Raw genomic sequence first — 16,852 nt, forward strand, 5'->3', positions numbered from 1 at the left:
GAATCGACCGAGGCCCGGCAACGATGCCATTACAGGCGATAAGGACGCTCGTCCGCGTAACGCCCGTGTTCGGCGCCGGCCTGATTGAATAGATTAAATTTATGGAACCATAAAAAAACAACATTATTTTTATAGCCGACGAGTTCGTATAGTCGAGCCCAGTTCGAATGCGCCGTGTGCTCGGCGCCCTCCTTTCCCGCTACTGGACCACGATGAAACTACTCAAGTTCGCCCCTCTCGCGATCGCCGGCGCGCTTTCCAGCGCCGCCCATGCGCAAAGCAGCGTGACGCTGTACGGCCTGATTTCGGCGGGTGTCGGCTATGCGACCAATCAGGGCGGCAAGAATGCGTGGCAGGCCCTCTCGGGGACCAACCAGAACCCACGCTGGGGTTTGAAGGGCATCGAAGATCTGGGCGGCGGCACGAGCGCGATCTTCCAGTTGGAGAACGGCTTTAACGTGATGACCGGCACGGCGTCGCAAAACGGCCGCGAGTTCGGCCGGCAAGCGTTCGTCGGGCTTTCCAGCAAGCAATACGGTACGTTGACCTTCGGCCGTCAGTACGACACGGTGCACGACTACGTCGGCCCCGTGATCATCGCGAGCAATGGCGTGAACATCGGCGACAACGACAACGGCTATAACGACATTCGCGTGCAGAATGCGGTGAAGTACGTGACGCCCGACTATCGCGGCCTGAAGGCCACGGCCGAATACGGTTTCAGCAATGCCACCGGCTTCGCCAACAACAATGCGTACAGCTTTGGCGCCGGTTACGAAAACGGACCGCTGAAATGGAGCGTGGTCTACGCGCAATACAACAACCCGTTTAGCGCGACCAATCCGGATGGCGCGATTTCGAACGACTACGCGTCGTCGCTGCTGATCTTCGCGAAGAGCGCGCTGCATCCGGCCGCGTATGCAAGCAAGCAGCGCATCTTCGGTACAGGTGGCTTCTATACGGTCGGTCCCGCGCAATTTGCAGCGCTTTTCACCGATGTCCGCTACGATTATCTCGACGGTTCGCATCTGCATTTGCAGAACTACAACCTGAACCTGAACTACCACGTGAGCCCCGCGTTCATTCTCGGCGCAGCGTATGCGTTCACCGACGGCAAATACGATGTGATCAACACGAGCCCCAAATGGCATCAGATCAATCTGCAAGCCGACTACTTCCTCTCGAAACGTACCGACGTCGCGCTGACGGTGATCGCGCAGCAAGCCGCTGGCGACGCGCAACACGCGCAGATTTTTGCCTACGCTCAATCCACCGGCATCCGTCAGATGATCGCGACGCTCGGCATGCGCCACGTATTCTGACCATGACGACATCCTTCGATCCGACACAAGAACGGCGTGCGTTTCTGCGCACGGCGATAGGACTGGCGGCGGGCGCCTCGGCATGGCCGCTGTTGGCAGGCGCGGCGTCAGGGGGTGCCGCTGGGGGCACCAGCGCGGCCAACGCGGCAAGCGGCACGTCCCCGTCCGGCGCCCGCGCTTTGCAAAGCGGCGCGCGCCGCAGCGTGATCATCGATTGCGATCCCGGTCAGGACGACGCGATTGCGATCATGTTCGCCCTCGGGGCGAGCGACCGGCTCGACGTGCGTGCCATCACGACGGTTGCGGGCAACGTGCCGCTCAATCTCACCGAACGCAATGCCCGCATCGTGCGCGACTGGGCCGGCTACACGCAATCGCTGCCGGTGTATGCGGGCTGCCCGCGCCCGCTCACACGCGAGCTGATCACGGCCGCCAATGTGCATGGCAAGACCGGCCTCGACGGTGTGCCGCTGCATGAACCGCTCGCGCCCCTCGCGCCGCAGCACGCGGTTGCCTTTCTGATCGACACGTTGCGAGCGGCTCCGCCGCATAGCGTGACGCTGTGTGCGATCGGGCCGTTGACCAACCTCGCCACCGCGCTCATCGAGGCGCCGGAGATCCGCGACCGCATCCGCGAAATCGTGCTGATGGGCGGTGCCTTCTTCGAACGCGGCAACATCACGCCCGCGGCCGAATTCAATATCTACGTCGATCCGCAGGCCGCGCAAGTCGTGTTTGCCAGCGGTGTGCCGATCGTCGTGCTGCCGCGCGACGTCGCCGTGAAAGCGCCCATCACGCCGGCACGGATCGCGCCGATTCGCGCGCTCGGCAATCGCTGCGGCACGATGGCCGCCGACATCATGGCCGCTGAAGTCGCGTATCAGAAGGGCCGCCGGGGCGTCGAGGAAGCGCCGATGTACGACCCCTGCGCAACCGGCTACCTGATCGACCCGTCGCTATTCAAAGGACGCGAAGTCAATGTGATGATCGAGACCGTCGGCGAATGGACGCTCGGTGAAACCGTGGTGGACTGGAGCGGGCACAGTGGCCGCAAGCCGAACGCGACCTGGATCACCGACGTGGACGCGGACGGCTTTTATACCGCCTTGCGCGCGCGGCTCGCCACGCTGCCGTGAGCAGGACAAGCCGCGAGACCGTGACAGGCTCGACATTCGCCGTGCGATCGATCGTGAGACCGGTCGTGCAATCCGCACGGTTTGCGTCAGATATGCGCGGCGATCCATTCGCGGCAAGCCCGCACGTGCGGGCCGCGATCGTCGCCGGCGAGCGAAATCAGCGCGATCGAACGGCTGACGCGCGGCTTGTCGAGGCGCAACGCGACCAGCTCCGCGTCGTGCAGATGCATGGTGTAGAGACTGGGCAGCACGGCGATCGCCAGGCGATGGCGCACGAGTTCGTACAAGGGCTCCGTGTACTCGACGCGGTACGCAACCGTCAATTGCAAACCCTCCGCCCCGCCGGTGCGCTGCAGCGCGTCGCTGACGCTGCCGCGCACGAACACCGCCAGATCGCGGCCCACGAGTCTCGCCCACGCAAGGCTCTTCTTCTGCGCGAGCGGATCGTCGCGCCGCACCACCACTACGATCTGATCTTCGAACAGATCCTGGTAGCGCAACGCGGCTTCACCGTCGTTGCCCGCGGCGGACGCATCGGGCTCATGCACGCCCACGCCGAAATCAGCCGCGCCCTGGCGCACCGCGTCGATCAAGGCGGTGTTCGGCATGTCGTTCAGCGTGAAGCGCAGCGAGGGTTGTCGTACGCGCAACGCGGCGAGCGCGGGCAACAGGCGCGCCGCAGCCGACGGAATCAGTCCGATGCGCACCGTCTGCACGCGTTCGGCGAAGGTGCTCGCCATATCGTCGAAGGTGCCGCGCGCCTGATTGAGCAGACGCTCAGCGAGCGGCAGAACGCTGGCGCCCGCGTGCGTGAGCGTCAGCCGATGCGCGGAGCGAGCGAACAGCGGGCCGCCGAGCAGGAACTCGATCTGCCGGATCGCCGCCGTCAACGCAGGCTGCGTCAGGGCGAGCGATTGCGCGGCCTGCGTGAAGCTGCGCGCATGCGCAAGCGTAACGAAGTACTGAATTTGCCGCAGCGTGAGCGCGGGCAGCAGGGACGAACGGTCGGTCATGGAGAGCAATGCATCGACGCAATGCGCAGCAGTATAAATGCGTGGTTACAGGATGAATCAATTGATCAATAACGAATCTTCAATGCCGAATACCCACAACCCGGCACACGCCGCACGCGGCGGCTGGCTGGAACGGCGTTTCGCGCTCGCCGGGCGCAAGACCAGCGTGCGTATCGAAACGATCGCCGGCATCACGTCGTTTCTCGCCGCCGCCTATTTGCTGGTGGTGATTCCGTCACTGCTGTCGGCAGGCGGTATGGATCGCGGCGCGGCGACTACCGCGACGATTCTCGTATTCGTACTGAGCACGGTGATGATGGCGCTGTATGCCAATCTGCCGTTTCTGGTGGGACCCGGCATCGGCGGCTCGGTGATTCTCGGCATTACGCTCGCGGGCGAACATGTCGCATGGCAAACGGGTCTCGGCATTGCGTTCGTGTCCGGCGTACTGTTCCTGATCCTGACCCTGGTGGGCGCGCGCAGCCTCGTGGTGCGCCTGATTCCCGCGCAGATCAAGCTCGGGCTCGGCGCGTCGATCGGTTTGTTCATCGCGGTGCTCGGCTTCCGTAACGCCGGAATGGTGATCGCCAACGCGAAGACCAATGCCCTCGCGCTCGGCGATTTCTCGCGGCCCGGCACCCTGGTCGCCCTGATCGGCCTCGGCGCGGCTGTCGTGCTGCAAGGGCGCCGCGTGCCTGGTGCGATTCTGTGGGCGATCCTGGTTGCGGCCGCCGCCGGTGTGCCGCTCGGCGTCACGCATATGCCCGCGTCGTTTCTGTCGTGGCCGCACAGCATTGCGCCGATCGCGTTCAAGCTCGACATTGCGAGCGCCCTGAGTGTTTCCGCGATTCCGTATCTGTTCGTGTTCTTCGCGGCGGAGTTTTTCTCGACGCTCGGCACCACGCTCGCGGTCGGCGCCAAAGCGGATCTGCTCGACGAAAACGCGAATCTGCCGAACATCAATCGCCCGTTTCTCGTCGATTCGATTGCCGCGACGCTTGGTCCGGTGTTCGGTATTCCGGCGCTTACCGCGTTGGTGGAATCCGCAGCGGGCGTTGAGGCGGGTGGACGTACCGGCCTCTCCTCGCTCGCGGCCGCCGCGATGTTCGCCCTGATGCTGCTGTTCGTGCCCGTCGCTCTGGCGATTCCGAAAGAAGCCACCGCGCCTGCGCTGATCCTGATCGGCTTGTCGATGTTCAGCACGATTCGCCATGCGCATTTCGACGACTTCAGCGACTCGCTGCCGGTTCTTTCGATGGTGCTGCTCACGCTGATGTCGAACAGCTTCGGCACCGGTATCGCGGGCGGATTGCTCTGCTATGTCCTCGTCAAACTGCTGGCCGGACGTTTCCGTGAAGTGCCGTGGGGCCTCTATGTGCTGGCCGTGCCGCTCGGCTATTACTTCTATACCGTGGTCAAACCGCATTGAGCGCCGTGCCTGAGATGATCGGCCTGGTGAGGCCACCTGCCTGCCCAGCGTAGCCGCACGTAGCCGCGCGTTTGCATTCTGCATTTGCACTAAACTGAATTTGCGTCGAGTTTTACGCACTACCGAAAAGCATACCGACATGAAAGAGACATTGGGCAACGTGCCCGCATCGCGCCTCGGCATTACGCTCACCGACGCCCATCGCGCCTTCTTCACCGCCCTGCCGAAGGTCGAATTGCATTGCCATCTGCTGGGCGCGGTACGCCACGAGACGTTCATCGCGCTCGCCGAAAAGAGCCATGCGCCGATCGAGCGCGACGAGATCGACGCCTTCTACACCCGCGGCGAAAAACCGGTTGGCGTGCTGCGTGTTCTGCGCGCGCTCGACGAGCATCTGCTCACGCAGGCAGACGACCTGCACCGCATCGCCTATGAATATCTCGCCGATGCCGCCGCGCATCAGGTGCGTCATAGCGAATTCTTCTGGAATCCTACCGGCACGGTACGCGTCTCGAAGATTCCCTATGCGGATGCTCAAGCGGCCATCGTCACCGCGATTCGCGACGCCGCGCGCGACTTCGGCATCAGCGCGCGGCTGATCCCGAGCATCGACCGCGAAGCCGATCCCGACGAAGCAGTGGCACTCGTCGACTGGATGTGCGCGCATCGCGCGGACGAAGTGGCGGGCCTCGGCATCGATTACCGCGAGAACGACAGGCCGCCCGAACTGTTCTGGAAGGCCTATCGCAACGCGCGCAACGCAGGTTTCAAGACGACCGCGCATGCGGGCGAATTCGGCATGCCGTGGCGCAACGTCGAAACGGCCGTCGACCTGCTGCAATGCGACCGGATCGATCACGGCTATACGCTCGTCGACAACCCGCAACTGGCGGCGCTTTACGCGGAACGCGGCATCGTCTTCACCGTGGTGCCGACCAACTCCTACTATTTGCGCACGCTCGCGCCGGACGTCTGGGCGCAACAGCATCCGATACGGCGCATGCCGGGCCTGGGCCTGAAAATTCACCCGAACACCGACGACCCGACGCTGCACAAAGTGACGCCGAGCGAGGCATGGCAATTGATGTATAGCCACTTCGGCTTCAGCATCCCCGAGCTGCGGCAGTTCATGCTGAACGGTATCGATGGCGCATGGGTCGATGCAGCAACGCGCCACGCATGGCGCGCGGCCTGGAGCCTGGAGTTCGACGCGTTGGCGGCGGCTCTGCCTGCCTAGGTCGGAACTGTGATGGAACGGCACTGCGGATCACGCCATCCACTCAGGCGCGGCCGTGCGGCTTCATTCACCGATCCACGACCCGCGCAAATCGCTGTCGTACAGCAATTGCAGCAACGTACCCGCCGGACGGCTCAGCCGTTTGGCGGCCAGGGCGATAAATTCCACTGAAGGCAGCGTCGGCAGACTCGCCGCGTTGAGCGGCGGCGTCAGACCCCGCGCGGCTAGATACTGCGGACGAACCGTGATGCCGAGCCCGCCGCGCGCGGCCGCAATACAGCCCGAGTGACTGCTGCTCGTGCACACCACCTGCCAGCTAAAACCCGCTTCGGCGAGCGCATCGAGCACCACGGCGCGCGTCACGCTCGGCTCGGCGACCAGAATCAGCGGCAGCGGCTGGCTGAGGTCGACCAGCGTACCGGTACGCGCCAGCCACTCAAGCCGCCCCGTGAAAAGCGGCACGCCACGGCGGTCACCCAGGCGCCGCTTACCGACCAGCAGGTCAATTGAGCCGGCGTCCAGCAGCTCATACAGCTTGCCCGTCATCCCGATCGTGATTTCCAGCTCGACATCGGGATGCGCGTCGCGAAACGCCGCCAGCACCGTGGGTAGCGGCCCGAGTGCAACGTCGTCCGAGGAGCCGAGCCGCACGCGCCCTTTTAAACGCGGCGCCCGAAACTGCGACTCGGCCCGTGCGAGCGCCTGCAGGATCACGCTGGCGTGCGCGAGCATGGCCTCGCCGTCCGGGGTCATGGCGAGCGAATGGGTGTCGCGCACGAACAGGCGCCGCCCTACGCTCTCTTCGAGCCGGCGGATATGTTCGCTGACGCTCGACTGCGTGAGATCGAGTTGCCGCGCGGCCTCGGTGAAGCTATGGCAGGCTGCAACGGTCGTGAAGGTCTTGAGCCAGATGGGATTGAGCATGCTTCATTGTGATCCTGGTTATCGGCAAAGTCGATAACAGTCAACGTCCCCAGTGGGGTTCCCGATTGACGACGATGTCAATATCATGACGCAATCCCCCCAACGATTGTTTCGAGCATGGGCCGCCGTTCTGTCCCCGCCACCGCCTGTCGCTCATTTGAATATGAACAAGGATTCCGCCCAGACCGCGCTACTCTGGATCGTCGCCGCCGGCTTTTTCATGCAGTCGCTCGACACGACGATCGTCAACACTGCATTGCCGTCGATCGCCAGGAGCCTCAACGTCGCGCCGCTCGCGATGCAGCCGATCGTGGTCGCCTACACGCTGACAATGGCGATGCTCACCCCCGCATCGGGCTGGCTCGCCGATCGCTTCGGCACGCGGCGCGTCTATTTCGCGGCGATTCTCATCTTCGTGCTTGGGTCGATCTGCTGCGCGAGTGCGCATACGCTCGGCCAACTCGTGTTGGCGCGGGTCCTGCAAGGGCTCGGCGGTTCGATGCTGTTGCCGATCGGGCGGCTCGCCGTGCTGCGCAGCGTCTCGAGCGAACAATACGTGTCCGCGCTCGCGTTCATTTCGATTGCCGGCCAGTTGGGACCGATCGTCGGTCCGACGCTCGGCGGCTGGTTCGTTCAGGCCATTACGTGGCACTGGATCTTCCTGATCAACGTGCCGATCGGCGCCTTGGGTCTCTACGCGGTGCAGCGGTTCCTGCCGGCGCATGGCGAGACTCAGGCGCCGCCGTTCGACTTCGTCGGTTGTGGGCTATTGTCGCTGTGCATGATCACGTTTTCGCTGGCCGTCGACGCGCCGGTCCCTTCGCACCGCTTAGCATGGTCGGCCGGTCTCTTCTCGCTCGCCGTAGTCAGCGCGCTCGCCTATATTCCACACGCAAGGCGCCGCAACAATCCACTCTTCAAACTCGCGCTTTTTAGCGAACCGAATTTCAGTGTTGGTCTGATCGGCAACCTGGTATGCCGCATCGGCTCCAGCGCCGTGCCATTCCTCGTGCCCTTGCTGCTGCAACTGCAGCTCGGCTACACGCCGCTGCATTCCGGCCTGATGATGCTGCCCGCCGCACTGGCCGGCACCCTCACCAAACGCTGGATTGCGCCACTCGTGCGTCGCTATGGCTATGACGCCTTCCTGCTCGTCAACACGGTGATCGTGGGCTCGTCGATCGTTGCGCTCGCATTGATCACGCGCGGTACGCCGCTCATCGTCGGGATCGTGATTCTGGCGGTGTTCGGCGGCGCCAACTCCATGCAATTCGCGGCGATGAACAGCGTCACGCTCAAGGGCCTTTCGCATGAAGACGCCGGCAGCGGCAACAGCCTCTTTTCGATGGTGCAGATGCTGGCGATCGGACTGGGCGTCTCGATCGGCGGCGGCCTCGTGAATCTGTTCTCGGCGCAATGGGGATCGGCGGCGCTCGGGTTCCGCCTGAGCTTCGTGTGCGTGGGCGTCATCACGCTGATCTCTGCATGGATATTTCGCCATCTCGACGAGGCGCCCGTCACGCGCGAGGTGCGTGGGCAAGCGACGCAGGGCACAGGGCGCTGAGCAACGTCGCTCACAAATATGCCTGACGCATGGCGAGAACCGCATTGCGCGGCGCATCAGGCCAGCGCATCCCGATCGGCTCCGCCCGGTTGCCTGACGCGATAGCGTGACGGCCGTTCCACTCATGACGCAGCGTCATTGGTGCGCTCGAACAGCCTGTGTTTCCCGATACTCGCGCATGAATTCAAACGATATTTCGCGTTAGCATGTCATGCATTAATGCATAACAAAGGAATATCACATGCCATTTGACGAGCGCATGCTGAACGGCATGGGCGTGCTGACGGCGATCGTCGACTGCGGCAGTTTTGCGGCGGCAGGCGATGCACTCGATATGTCGCAATCCGGGGTTAGCCGTTCGGTTGCACGGTTGGAAACGCGCCTTGGCATCCGGTTATTCGACCGCACCACTCGCTCGGTCACGCTGACTGACGAAGGCCGGCGCTTTTACGAACAGATCGTCCCGCTGCTTGGTGGACTCGAGGAAGCGGCCGCAACCGCGGCGCATGGAGCCACTGCGGTTCGCGGACGTTTGCGCGTGAGCATGGACCCGTTGTTTTCGCGTTTCGTGCTGGGGCCGAGGCTCGGTGGCTTCATCGACAAGCATCCCGATCTGCAACTCGAGTTGATCACGCGCGACCAGTTAGGCGATATGACCGCCGACGGTTTCGATCTGGCGATCCGCTTTGGCGCTCCGCCGGTTTCGACGTTGATTGCACGCAAGCTGATCGACACGCGGATTGTGACGGTGGCTGCGCCTTCGTATCTAAAGAAGCATGGTCATCCGGCGAACCCGGCCGAGCTCGAAAGCGGCAAGCATGTGTGCATCAAGTTTCGTGATCCGCTGACGGGTTACCCTTTCGGTTGGGAGTTTCATCGTGGGCGCAAGAAGATTGCGATTACGCCGCAGGGTCGTTTGACGGTCAATGACGTTGGCACCTTGCACAGTGTGTGCGCCGCGGGCCAGGGTGTCGCTCAGGTTCTCGCGCTTGGCGCCGAGTCGTTGCTTGCCAATGGCAAACTGGTTGAACTGTTTCCCGATTGGGCGGATGAGGTTTATCCGCTGTATGCGCTTTATCCTTCGCGGCATCAGCCGCCGGCCAAGGTGCGGGCGTTTTTTGATTTCATCGTGTCGTTGATGAGTGGGGCTTCGGGGCGTGAAGTGGTTGGTGCGTGAGGTTTTGGCCTGCTCGGCGCTTGGTGGTTGTTTGCCTTTGGTGTTGGTTTTTCGTTTATCTGATTGGCTGCGGGGCGCTTGGTTGTATGTCTACGGCGTTGGCCTTTCCTTGTTTTGTTGGTGGTCTATTCGCGTTGCCCCTGTGCGGGGCGGCACTCACTTTGGCTGCAGGGCGCTTTGTTGTATGCCTACGACGTTGGCCTTTCCTTGCTTTGTTGGTGGTCTATTAGCGTTGCCCCTGTGCGGGGCGGCACTCACTTCTCTTTGCCTGCCGCAAAGAGAAGTAAGCAAGAGAAAGCGGCTCAAACCGCTAACTCTTAAGCGGGTCCCCCGCGCAGCCACGGTAGTGGTGCATCTGGAATCCGTGCCCCGCACATTTGGCCTTAGTGACAAGGCGCTCATCAGCTCCCACTCCGCACTGCGTGCGTCGCGGACGGGTCTGCATGGGAAACCCGGGGGCTTCGGTAGAGCCCGGTGGGGGCCATCGGCTTCGCCTCAGCGAGGCGCTCCCGCTGTTATTGACGAACCCCCACTTCAAATGAAATGGCGATGCGGCGCATTCACTGCACGGCGCAGTTGTGCCCGCCACGGCGATGCAACGACGAGTCAGAGAACTGGGCAAACCGCGGGGGCGAACGCTTGACGGGCGGCTTTATGAACTGCGCTTCGGTGAACGCTTGGCGGTGGCTTTACGAACTGCCCTTCGGCGAGCGCTTGGCGGTGGCTTTTTGAACTGCCCTTCGGCGCGCGCAGCGCCGCCGGAAGTATGAGTGCCTTGTCACACACGCCGAATATGCGGGGGCACGGATTCCAGATGCACCACTACCGTAGCTGCGCGGGGGACCCGCTTAAGAGTTAGCGGTGTGAGCCGCTTTCTCTTGCTTACTTCTCTTTGCGGCAGGCAAAGAGAAGTGAGTGCCGCCCCGCACAGGGGCAACGCTAATAGACCACTAACAAATCAAGGAAAGGCCAACAGCAACAACAACAACAACAACACCCCAAACAAACCGCCGAACAGGCAAAAAACCCAACAACAACCTTTACTGCGTTTTAGCCTCAAAACCGCACAAATCCTCCCCTTCGAACCCCTTTCACAGCGCGGACATTTTTTCCGATTTATTACGGATTATTTTTTTCCTGTAATGACCTATTTTGCTGCATGCAGCAAGGTGTGCGCAAAACGAACCGGCTGCCGCCCCTCAACAGAGAAGAAAGGAGACGCCTGTGATCACCTTCTCCCCCAAGTCCCATCCGGCTCCCAGGGTTTCCATCTGCCTGCCAACCTGCAATCGGCCCGAATTGATCGCGGAGTGCATCGATTCGTGCCTCGCGCAGACCTATGGCAATCTGGAGATTGTGATCGGCGACGATTCAAAGGACGAACGCACCCAGCAACTCATCGCGCAGCGCTATCCAAACGAACCGCGCATCCGCTACGTGATGAACCAGCCGCCGCTCGGCCAGGCACGCAATGTCGCAAGTCTGTTCGAGCGCGCTCGCGGCGACAAGATCCTGCTGATTCACGACGACGACCTGCTCACCACCGACGGCGTCGAAAAGCTCGTGTCGCTATGGGCACTTCACCCACAACTCGAGGTAGCGTTCGCCAATCAGTACGAGGCCGATCACAACGGCGCAATCGACCTCGACGCGAGCACGCGCCTGAACATCGCATTTCGCCGCACCAGAGACGCCGAAGGCCTGCAACCTCTGCCAGGCAGAACCGGGTTGATCCAGATGTTCCCCAACAACGGCTGGATGGCCAACGCGGACCTGGTCAAACGGATCGGCTACACGGATCAGTACGGCACGTGTTGCGATTTCGTATTCGGCACCGAACTCTGCCTCGCGGCGCGCGAGGTGTTCTACCTGCACGAATACGTGTCGGTATATCGGAAGACGGCAGCCTCGATCTCGCATAGCACACGCGGCACCACCGGTTCCGCGCCCGTCAGTGCGTATGCGTTCGTCAAGGCGCTGACCCTGCCGCCGCAACTGGAACCGTCACGCAAGCTGGCATTGCGCCGGCTCGCGCCGATTGTCGTCTCGGTTCACGCGAAGAATCAGCAGGCAGCGCGCGGCTTGAAGATCCTTTTCACGCATCTCTTCGCCTACAACTACGGTTTGAGCATGCGGTTTTACTATCACCTGCTGATGCTCTCGCGTGCGGCAGTGAACCTGCGGCAGCACGCAGCGGTGACGGCGGGAGTGGCAGGTGTGGCCGCAGCGGCGTCGGGGGTGGCGGCAGCTGCGTCGGCTGTCGTCGCCGAGCCGGCGGCGGCCGTAACGGAGCTCGTTACCGACATCGTGACCGATCGGTCCGAACTGATCTGACGCCGCTGTAGCTGGGCGCGACTGTCAGTCGCCAGATAATGCCTGAGTGACGGCCGGTGCGAGCGGCCGCACGATGCGCTTGCGCCGCGTCAACGCATAGGTGGCGACGCGGTCAAGCGCCGTGCACAGCACAAGATAGATAAAACCGACGAGCAAAAAGATCTGCGCCGGATACACCATCAGCCGATTGCTCACCTGCGTCGCGACGAACGACAACTCCCCGACGCCGACGATATACGCGAGCGAGGTGTCCTTCACTAGCGACACCCATTGATTCACAAACGAAGGCGCCATGATGCGCATTGCCTGAGGCAGCAACACGTAGCGCAGCGTCTGCATCCGCGTGAGGCCGAGCGACAGCCCGGCTTGCCACTGCCCGTCGCCCACCGCGCGAATGCCCGCGTGCACCGAGTGCGCAAGGTACGCGCCGCCGATCAGCGAGAGCGAGCAGACGACCGTCGCGAGTCCGGGCACATCGACATGAAAAACCACCGGCAGCAGGAAATACGTCCAGAAGATCAGCATCAGCACAGGAATCGCGCGAAAGAATCCGATCACGAGCAGCAACGGTACACGGGTGATGCGCCCTGCCATCGTCAGCGCAATGCCACCCGCGACACCGAGCAGCGCCGACGCAAGCGCCGAACACAAGGCAAGCACCAGCGTAAGCGCCGCGCCACCGAGTGGTCCTTGTGGAAATGCGCCAATCAGCAGATACGGCAGGTTATTGGCGAACAGCGACCATGTCATGCTCAGCGCCTCGCGATTGAGCGCTCGCGCGCATGCGTCACCGTGTGCGAAACGGCTTCGATCAACGCTATCGCGACGATATACAACACGGTTGCCACACCGAATGCCTCGAACGTTTTAAAGGTCTCTGTTTCGACCTGACGCGACGCATACGATAATTCGGCAAGACCGATTGCCATGGTCAGTGACGAATTTTTCACGAGATTCATGTATTGCCCGAAGAGCGGCGGCAGCGATATACGCACGGCTTGCGGCAAAACGACGTAGCGAAACGCCTGCAACGGTGTGAGCCCCAAGGCCGCGGCCGCGGCATGCTGACCCGCCGGCACGCCGCGCAAACCGGCCTGGAATTCCTCGGCGATAAACGCCGCCGTATAGCACGTGAGCCCGACCCAGCCGGCGACAAATTCGAACGACGGCCAGCGCAACGCGTACGCGCCGAGCTGCACGCCATGCGGCGTGTTCAGCCATTGCATCAGTGCGTCAGGCATCAGCGTGGCTGCGCCGAAGTACCAGAAGAACAGTTGCACCAGCAACGGCGTGTTGCGAAACACCAGCACATAGCTGGCCGTTGCACGACGCAGCCAGCCGTACCGGGCATGACGCGCGATCGCCAGCACGAAGCCGGCAAAAGTAGCCGCGAGCGCAGCCGTCAACGCAAGACCGACTGTGACGCCGAACCCTTGCCATAGCCACGTCAGATATTTTGGAGCGAGCCACGCTTGCATCGTTAAACCTGCTTCTTTCAAACCGTTCTTTCGAAAACGCCGACGGGCACCTTGCCAGCGTGCCCGTTCATTCGTGAGTGCTACAGCGGCACGGAGATCAGGTCTTGTCGCCGATCTTGAAGATGCGTGCGAGCGGCGTCTTCGTTTGCGGGCCGAACCAGCGGTTGTAGATCTTCGCGGCCGAGCCGTCGGCTTCCAGTCCCTTCAGCGTGTCGTTCACGAAGCCGACGAGACGCGTCTCGCCCTTCGGTATGCCGACGCCCATGTAGTCGTTCGAAATCGTGAACGCCGGGATCTCGTAGTTCTGCTTGTCCGGCACGTTGGCGAGCAGACCGACCAGCTTCGGGCCGTCCTGCGTGATTGCCTGCACGTTGCCGGCGCGCAAAGCCGCGAATGCGAACGGCGTGTCGTCGTACGCGACGATCGCGGCTTGCGGGAATTTCTCGCGCAGCGTGATCTCGTTGGTGGTGCCCTTGTCAGCGCCCACGCGCAGGCTGTTGATCTGATCCGGCGACTTCAGCACGCCCTTCTTTGCCAGAAATTGCTGGCCCGACGAGAAATACGGAATGCTGAAATCGACCTGTTTGGCGCGCTCGTCGGTGATAGTGAAGTTGGCGAGCACCAGATCCACTTTCTTCGACGCAAGGAACGGAATGCGGTTGGCGGGATTGGTCGGCTGCAGTTCGAGCTTCACGCCGAGTTTGTCGGCCAGCGCCTTCGCATAATCGACATCGAGGCCGACGATATGGTTGCTGGCTGCATCGACGTAACCGAACGGCGGATTGCTGTCGAAGGTTGCGACGCGCAGCACGCCCGCCTTCTTGATGTCGTCCAGACGATCGGCGTGGGCAAGGCCCGACACTGTCATCGTCAGCCCCGTCATGGTCACTAGCCAGGCAGCGAGTAATTTCGATTTCATTTTTATGGATCTCTTTGTTTGCACGCGATGCATATGCGCTGTTTCAGAAACGGATGCGTGTTGGTAGCGTGTTGGCCATCTCTGTCGCAAATCCGTCGCGAATTTTTCGCGAGCGCGAAGTGCAACCGATGGCCACGCATGGGCGTCACCTTAGCAGCGCCGCCACGCGCACCGAACCAAGAAATGCTCCTGTAATAAGCGCGTTTTCTGCTAAGCATCCGCTCATTAGCAAACGCGTATTTGTCGCTTGGTCGCGCGCGTGCGGCTGATTAGGATGGGTCTCGAACCGTCATCAGCCTCGAGGTGATTTGCCATGTCCGACAGTGCCTGTTTCAAGCCACGCGTGATCGAACCGGTCGCCGTCAATCAGCCGGAAGGATTGGGGCTGGCAGTAGAGTTATGGCTCGCGCATCCTGTCGATGGAATTGCGGGGCGTGCGCTGCAGATTCATCTGCGCAGCGACGCGAAGATGGCGCAAGCCGAGACGCTGCGCGATCTGCTGCATGCGCTGGGCACGGAGATCGTGGTGGCGTGAGCGTGGGCCGTGCTTGCCGTGCTTGTCGTGCTTGTCGTGCTTGCCGTGCTTGCCGGCGGGATAAAAAAACGGCGGCCGGGTTGCCCCTGGCCGCCGTTCTCAAGCAGCGCTCATGCGCGCTGTTCGAGCATACCGCTCACGCTCAAGACTCGTGACGCAAATACCCTTCTTTCGAAGGATCGCGCATGCGCAGCGACACGAGGCCGGCGATCGCGCACAGCGCGGTCACATACCAGTAGAACGTCGACTCGCTGCCCACCGATTTCAGCCACAGCGCGACGTATTCCGCCGAGCCGCCGAAGATCGCATTGGCCACCGCATACGACAGCCCCACGCCAAGCGCGCGCACTTCCGGTGGGAACATTTCGGCCTTGATCAGGCCGCTGATCGACGTATAGAAGCTGACGATCGCCAGCGCCACGACGACAAGGCCGAAGGCCGCATACGGGCTCGTCACGTCTTTCAGGGCGTGCAGCAGCGGCACGGTGCCGATGGTCGCGAAGAAGCCGAAGAACAGCATCGAACGACGCCGGCCGATGCGATCCGACAACGCGCCAAACGCCGGCTGCATCACCATGTAGACGAACAGCGCCGCGGTCATCACGTTGCTGGCCGTCTTGGCGTGCATACCGGCCGTGTTGACCAGATACTTCTGCATGTACGTCGTGAACGTATAGAAAATCAGCGAGCCGCCGGCCGTAAAACCGAGCACTGTCGCGAATGCGCCCTTGTGCAGCCACAAGCCGCGCAGCGTGCCGGCTTCCTTGCGCTGGCGCGTTGCAGCCGTGGTGGTTTCTTCGAGCGATTTACGCAGATACAGCGCGACCAGTGCCGCCAACGCACCGATCACAAACGGCACGCGCCAGCCCCACGCTTTCAGCTCTTCGGTGGAGAGAGTCTGTTGCAGGATCACCAGCACCAGCAGCGCGCACAACTGGCCGCCGATCAGCGTGACGTACTGGAACGACGCGAAGAAACCGCGGCGGCCCTTGAGCGCAACTTCACTCATGTAGGTGGCGCTGGTGCCGTACTCGCCGCCTACCGACAAGCCCTGGAACAGGCGTGCAACCAGCAGCAGCGCCGGCGCCAGGGCGCCGATCTGCGCATACGTGGGGAGCACCGCGATCACCAGCGAGCCGCCGCACATCATGAACACCGACACCATCATCGCGGTCTTGCGGCCGCGCTTGTCGGCGAGCCGGCCGAAGAACCAGCCGCCGATCGGGCGCATCAGGAAGCCCGCGGCGAAGACGCCTGCGGTGTTGAGCAACTGCGTGGTGGTGTTGCCGCTCGGGAAGAAGGCCGGCGCGAAATACAGCGCGCAGAACGAATACACGTAAAAGTCGAACCACTCGACGAGATTGCCCGATGAAGCGCCGACGATCGCGAAGATGCGGCGCCGGGTGTCGTGTGCGTCGTGAGCCGTGGCCACGGTTTGGTCGGATAGGTCGGTCATGTTCTTCTCTTTCCTTGTCTTTGAACGGAAGTAGCGGTCGTGGCGCCGCCTTCACAACACGCGTATCAAGGTGCCGCGGTGGCTCCTGTAGCACGTGTGCGCGAATTTTACAGAATTGCAAGGGGGAGATGGGGGTTTGTTAGGGTTGTTGGTGCGGGGTGGTTAGGGGTTTTGCCTTTTCGGCGGTTTTTTTTGGGGTTTGGTTTTGGGGTGTTGGTGTTTTTTTGTTCTGGTTTTTTTTGGGCCTTTCCTTGATTTGTTAGTGGTTTATTAGCGTTGCCCCTGTGCGGGGCGGCACCTACTTCTCTTTGCCTGCCGCAAAGAGAAG

General features: G+C 62.0%; 14 protein-coding genes. 8 read left to right on the top strand and 6 right to left on the bottom strand.

The window, feature by feature from the left end:
* Window positions 1–212 precede the first annotated feature (212 nt).
* Both PQR67_RS02265 and PQR67_RS02270 read left to right on the top strand, forming a co-directional pair.
* On the top strand, window positions 213–1,322 hold the full coding sequence (locus tag PQR67_RS02265) for a porin (protein ID WP_408453868.1): 1,110 nt from the start codon (window positions 213–215) through the stop codon (window positions 1,320–1,322).
* A gap of 2 nt (window positions 1,323–1,324) precedes the next feature.
* Window positions 1,325–2,458, top strand: a complete 1,134-nt coding sequence (locus PQR67_RS02270) for a nucleoside hydrolase (RefSeq protein ID WP_408453871.1) — start codon at window positions 1,325–1,327, stop codon at window positions 2,456–2,458.
* An 86-nt stretch (window positions 2,459–2,544) separates the two neighbouring features.
* Here PQR67_RS02270 and PQR67_RS02275 read toward each other — a convergent pair whose 3' ends face one another.
* On the bottom strand, window positions 2,545–3,471 hold the full coding sequence (locus tag PQR67_RS02275; RefSeq protein WP_408453873.1) for a LysR family transcriptional regulator: 927 nt from the start codon (window positions 3,469–3,471) through the stop codon (window positions 2,545–2,547).
* An 82-nt stretch (window positions 3,472–3,553) separates the two neighbouring features.
* On the opposite strand from PQR67_RS02275, the gene PQR67_RS02280 reads away from it, so the two are divergent.
* Window positions 3,554–4,900, top strand: coding sequence for an NCS2 family permease (locus tag PQR67_RS02280; RefSeq protein ID WP_408453876.1), 1,347 nt, complete (start codon window positions 3,554–3,556; stop codon window positions 4,898–4,900).
* A 139-nt stretch (window positions 4,901–5,039) separates the two neighbouring features.
* The gene (locus PQR67_RS02285; RefSeq protein ID WP_408453879.1) at window positions 5,040–6,137 is read left to right on the top strand and encodes an adenosine deaminase family protein; all 1,098 of its coding nucleotides are present in this window, start codon (window positions 5,040–5,042) and stop codon (window positions 6,135–6,137) included.
* Window positions 6,138–6,200: 63 nt separating this feature from the next.
* On the opposite strand, the gene PQR67_RS02290 is transcribed toward PQR67_RS02285, so the two are convergent.
* The gene (locus PQR67_RS02290) at window positions 6,201–7,061 is read right to left on the bottom strand and encodes a LysR family transcriptional regulator (RefSeq protein ID WP_408453882.1); all 861 of its coding nucleotides are present in this window, start codon (window positions 7,059–7,061) and stop codon (window positions 6,201–6,203) included.
* A gap of 163 nt (window positions 7,062–7,224) precedes the next feature.
* On the opposite strand from PQR67_RS02290, the gene PQR67_RS02295 reads away from it, so the two are divergent.
* From PQR67_RS02295 to PQR67_RS02305, 3 genes are all read left to right on the top strand, one after another.
* Window positions 7,225–8,625 (top strand): DHA2 family efflux MFS transporter permease subunit, encoded by a 1,401-nt coding sequence (locus PQR67_RS02295; RefSeq protein ID WP_408453885.1) that lies wholly within the window; start codon window positions 7,225–7,227, stop codon window positions 8,623–8,625.
* Between the two features lie 241 nt (window positions 8,626–8,866).
* Window positions 8,867–9,802, top strand: a complete 936-nt coding sequence (locus tag PQR67_RS02300) for a LysR family transcriptional regulator (RefSeq protein WP_408453888.1) — start codon at window positions 8,867–8,869, stop codon at window positions 9,800–9,802.
* Window positions 9,803–11,029: 1,227 nt separating this feature from the next.
* Window positions 11,030–12,136 carry a glycosyltransferase family 2 protein gene (locus PQR67_RS02305; RefSeq protein WP_408454801.1) on the top strand — a complete coding sequence of 369 codons (1,107 nt, stop codon included), beginning with the start codon at window positions 11,030–11,032 and terminating at the stop codon, window positions 12,134–12,136.
* Between the two features lie 24 nt (window positions 12,137–12,160).
* On the opposite strand, the gene PQR67_RS02310 is transcribed toward PQR67_RS02305, so the two are convergent.
* From PQR67_RS02310 to PQR67_RS02320, 3 genes are all read right to left on the bottom strand, one after another.
* On the bottom strand, window positions 12,161–12,886 hold the full coding sequence (locus PQR67_RS02310; protein ID WP_408453891.1) for an amino acid ABC transporter permease: 726 nt from the start codon (window positions 12,884–12,886) through the stop codon (window positions 12,161–12,163).
* A gap of 2 nt (window positions 12,887–12,888) precedes the next feature.
* A complete protein-coding gene (locus tag PQR67_RS02315; protein ID WP_408453894.1) occupies window positions 12,889–13,614 on the bottom strand; it encodes an amino acid ABC transporter permease in 726 nt (241 codons plus the stop codon).
* Window positions 13,615–13,711: 97 nt separating this feature from the next.
* On the bottom strand, window positions 13,712–14,533 hold the full coding sequence (locus PQR67_RS02320) for an ABC transporter substrate-binding protein (protein ID WP_408453897.1): 822 nt from the start codon (window positions 14,531–14,533) through the stop codon (window positions 13,712–13,714).
* Window positions 14,534–14,846: 313 nt separating this feature from the next.
* Between PQR67_RS02320 and PQR67_RS02325 the strand changes: the two genes are divergently transcribed.
* Window positions 14,847–15,068, top strand: coding sequence for a hypothetical protein (locus PQR67_RS02325; RefSeq protein WP_408219004.1), 222 nt, complete (start codon window positions 14,847–14,849; stop codon window positions 15,066–15,068).
* A gap of 142 nt (window positions 15,069–15,210) precedes the next feature.
* On the opposite strand, the gene PQR67_RS02330 is transcribed toward PQR67_RS02325, so the two are convergent.
* Window positions 15,211–16,524 (bottom strand): MFS family transporter, encoded by a 1,314-nt coding sequence (locus tag PQR67_RS02330; RefSeq protein ID WP_408453900.1) that lies wholly within the window; start codon window positions 16,522–16,524, stop codon window positions 15,211–15,213.
* Between the last annotated feature and the right edge of the window lie 328 nt (window positions 16,525–16,852).

Origin of the sequence: Paraburkholderia fungorum, from assembly GCF_046026025.1 — a bacterium.
Taxonomy (GTDB): Bacteria; Pseudomonadota; Gammaproteobacteria; order Burkholderiales; family Burkholderiaceae; genus Paraburkholderia; species Paraburkholderia fungorum_E.

Excerpts from the sequence above, each read along its gene's own strand:
- PQR67_RS02325 (WP_408219004.1), top strand. The coding sequence starts at position 14,847 with ATGTCCGACAGTGCCTGTTTCAAGCCACGCGTGATCGAACCGGTCGCC.
- PQR67_RS02290 (WP_408453882.1), bottom strand. The coding sequence starts at position 7,061 with ATGCTCAATCCCATCTGGCTCAAGACCTTCACGACCGTTGCAGCCTGC.
- PQR67_RS02285 (WP_408453879.1), top strand. The coding sequence starts at position 5,040 with ATGAAAGAGACATTGGGCAACGTGCCCGCATCGCGCCTCGGCATTACG.
- PQR67_RS02320 (WP_408453897.1), bottom strand. The coding sequence starts at position 14,533 with ATGAAATCGAAATTACTCGCTGCCTGGCTAGTGACCATGACGGGGCTG.
- PQR67_RS02300 (WP_408453888.1), top strand. The coding sequence starts at position 8,867 with ATGCCATTTGACGAGCGCATGCTGAACGGCATGGGCGTGCTGACGGCG.
- PQR67_RS02310 (WP_408453891.1), bottom strand. The coding sequence starts at position 12,886 with ATGACATGGTCGCTGTTCGCCAATAACCTGCCGTATCTGCTGATTGGC.
- PQR67_RS02270 (WP_408453871.1), top strand. The coding sequence starts at position 1,325 with ATGACGACATCCTTCGATCCGACACAAGAACGGCGTGCGTTTCTGCGC.
- PQR67_RS02315 (WP_408453894.1), bottom strand. The coding sequence starts at position 13,614 with ATGCAAGCGTGGCTCGCTCCAAAATATCTGACGTGGCTATGGCAAGGG.
- PQR67_RS02280 (WP_408453876.1), top strand. The coding sequence starts at position 3,554 with ATGCCGAATACCCACAACCCGGCACACGCCGCACGCGGCGGCTGGCTG.
- PQR67_RS02295 (WP_408453885.1), top strand. The coding sequence starts at position 7,225 with ATGAACAAGGATTCCGCCCAGACCGCGCTACTCTGGATCGTCGCCGCC.
- PQR67_RS02275 (WP_408453873.1), bottom strand. The coding sequence starts at position 3,471 with ATGACCGACCGTTCGTCCCTGCTGCCCGCGCTCACGCTGCGGCAAATT.
- PQR67_RS02265 (WP_408453868.1), top strand. The coding sequence starts at position 213 with ATGAAACTACTCAAGTTCGCCCCTCTCGCGATCGCCGGCGCGCTTTCC.
- PQR67_RS02330 (WP_408453900.1), bottom strand. The coding sequence starts at position 16,524 with ATGACCGACCTATCCGACCAAACCGTGGCCACGGCTCACGACGCACAC.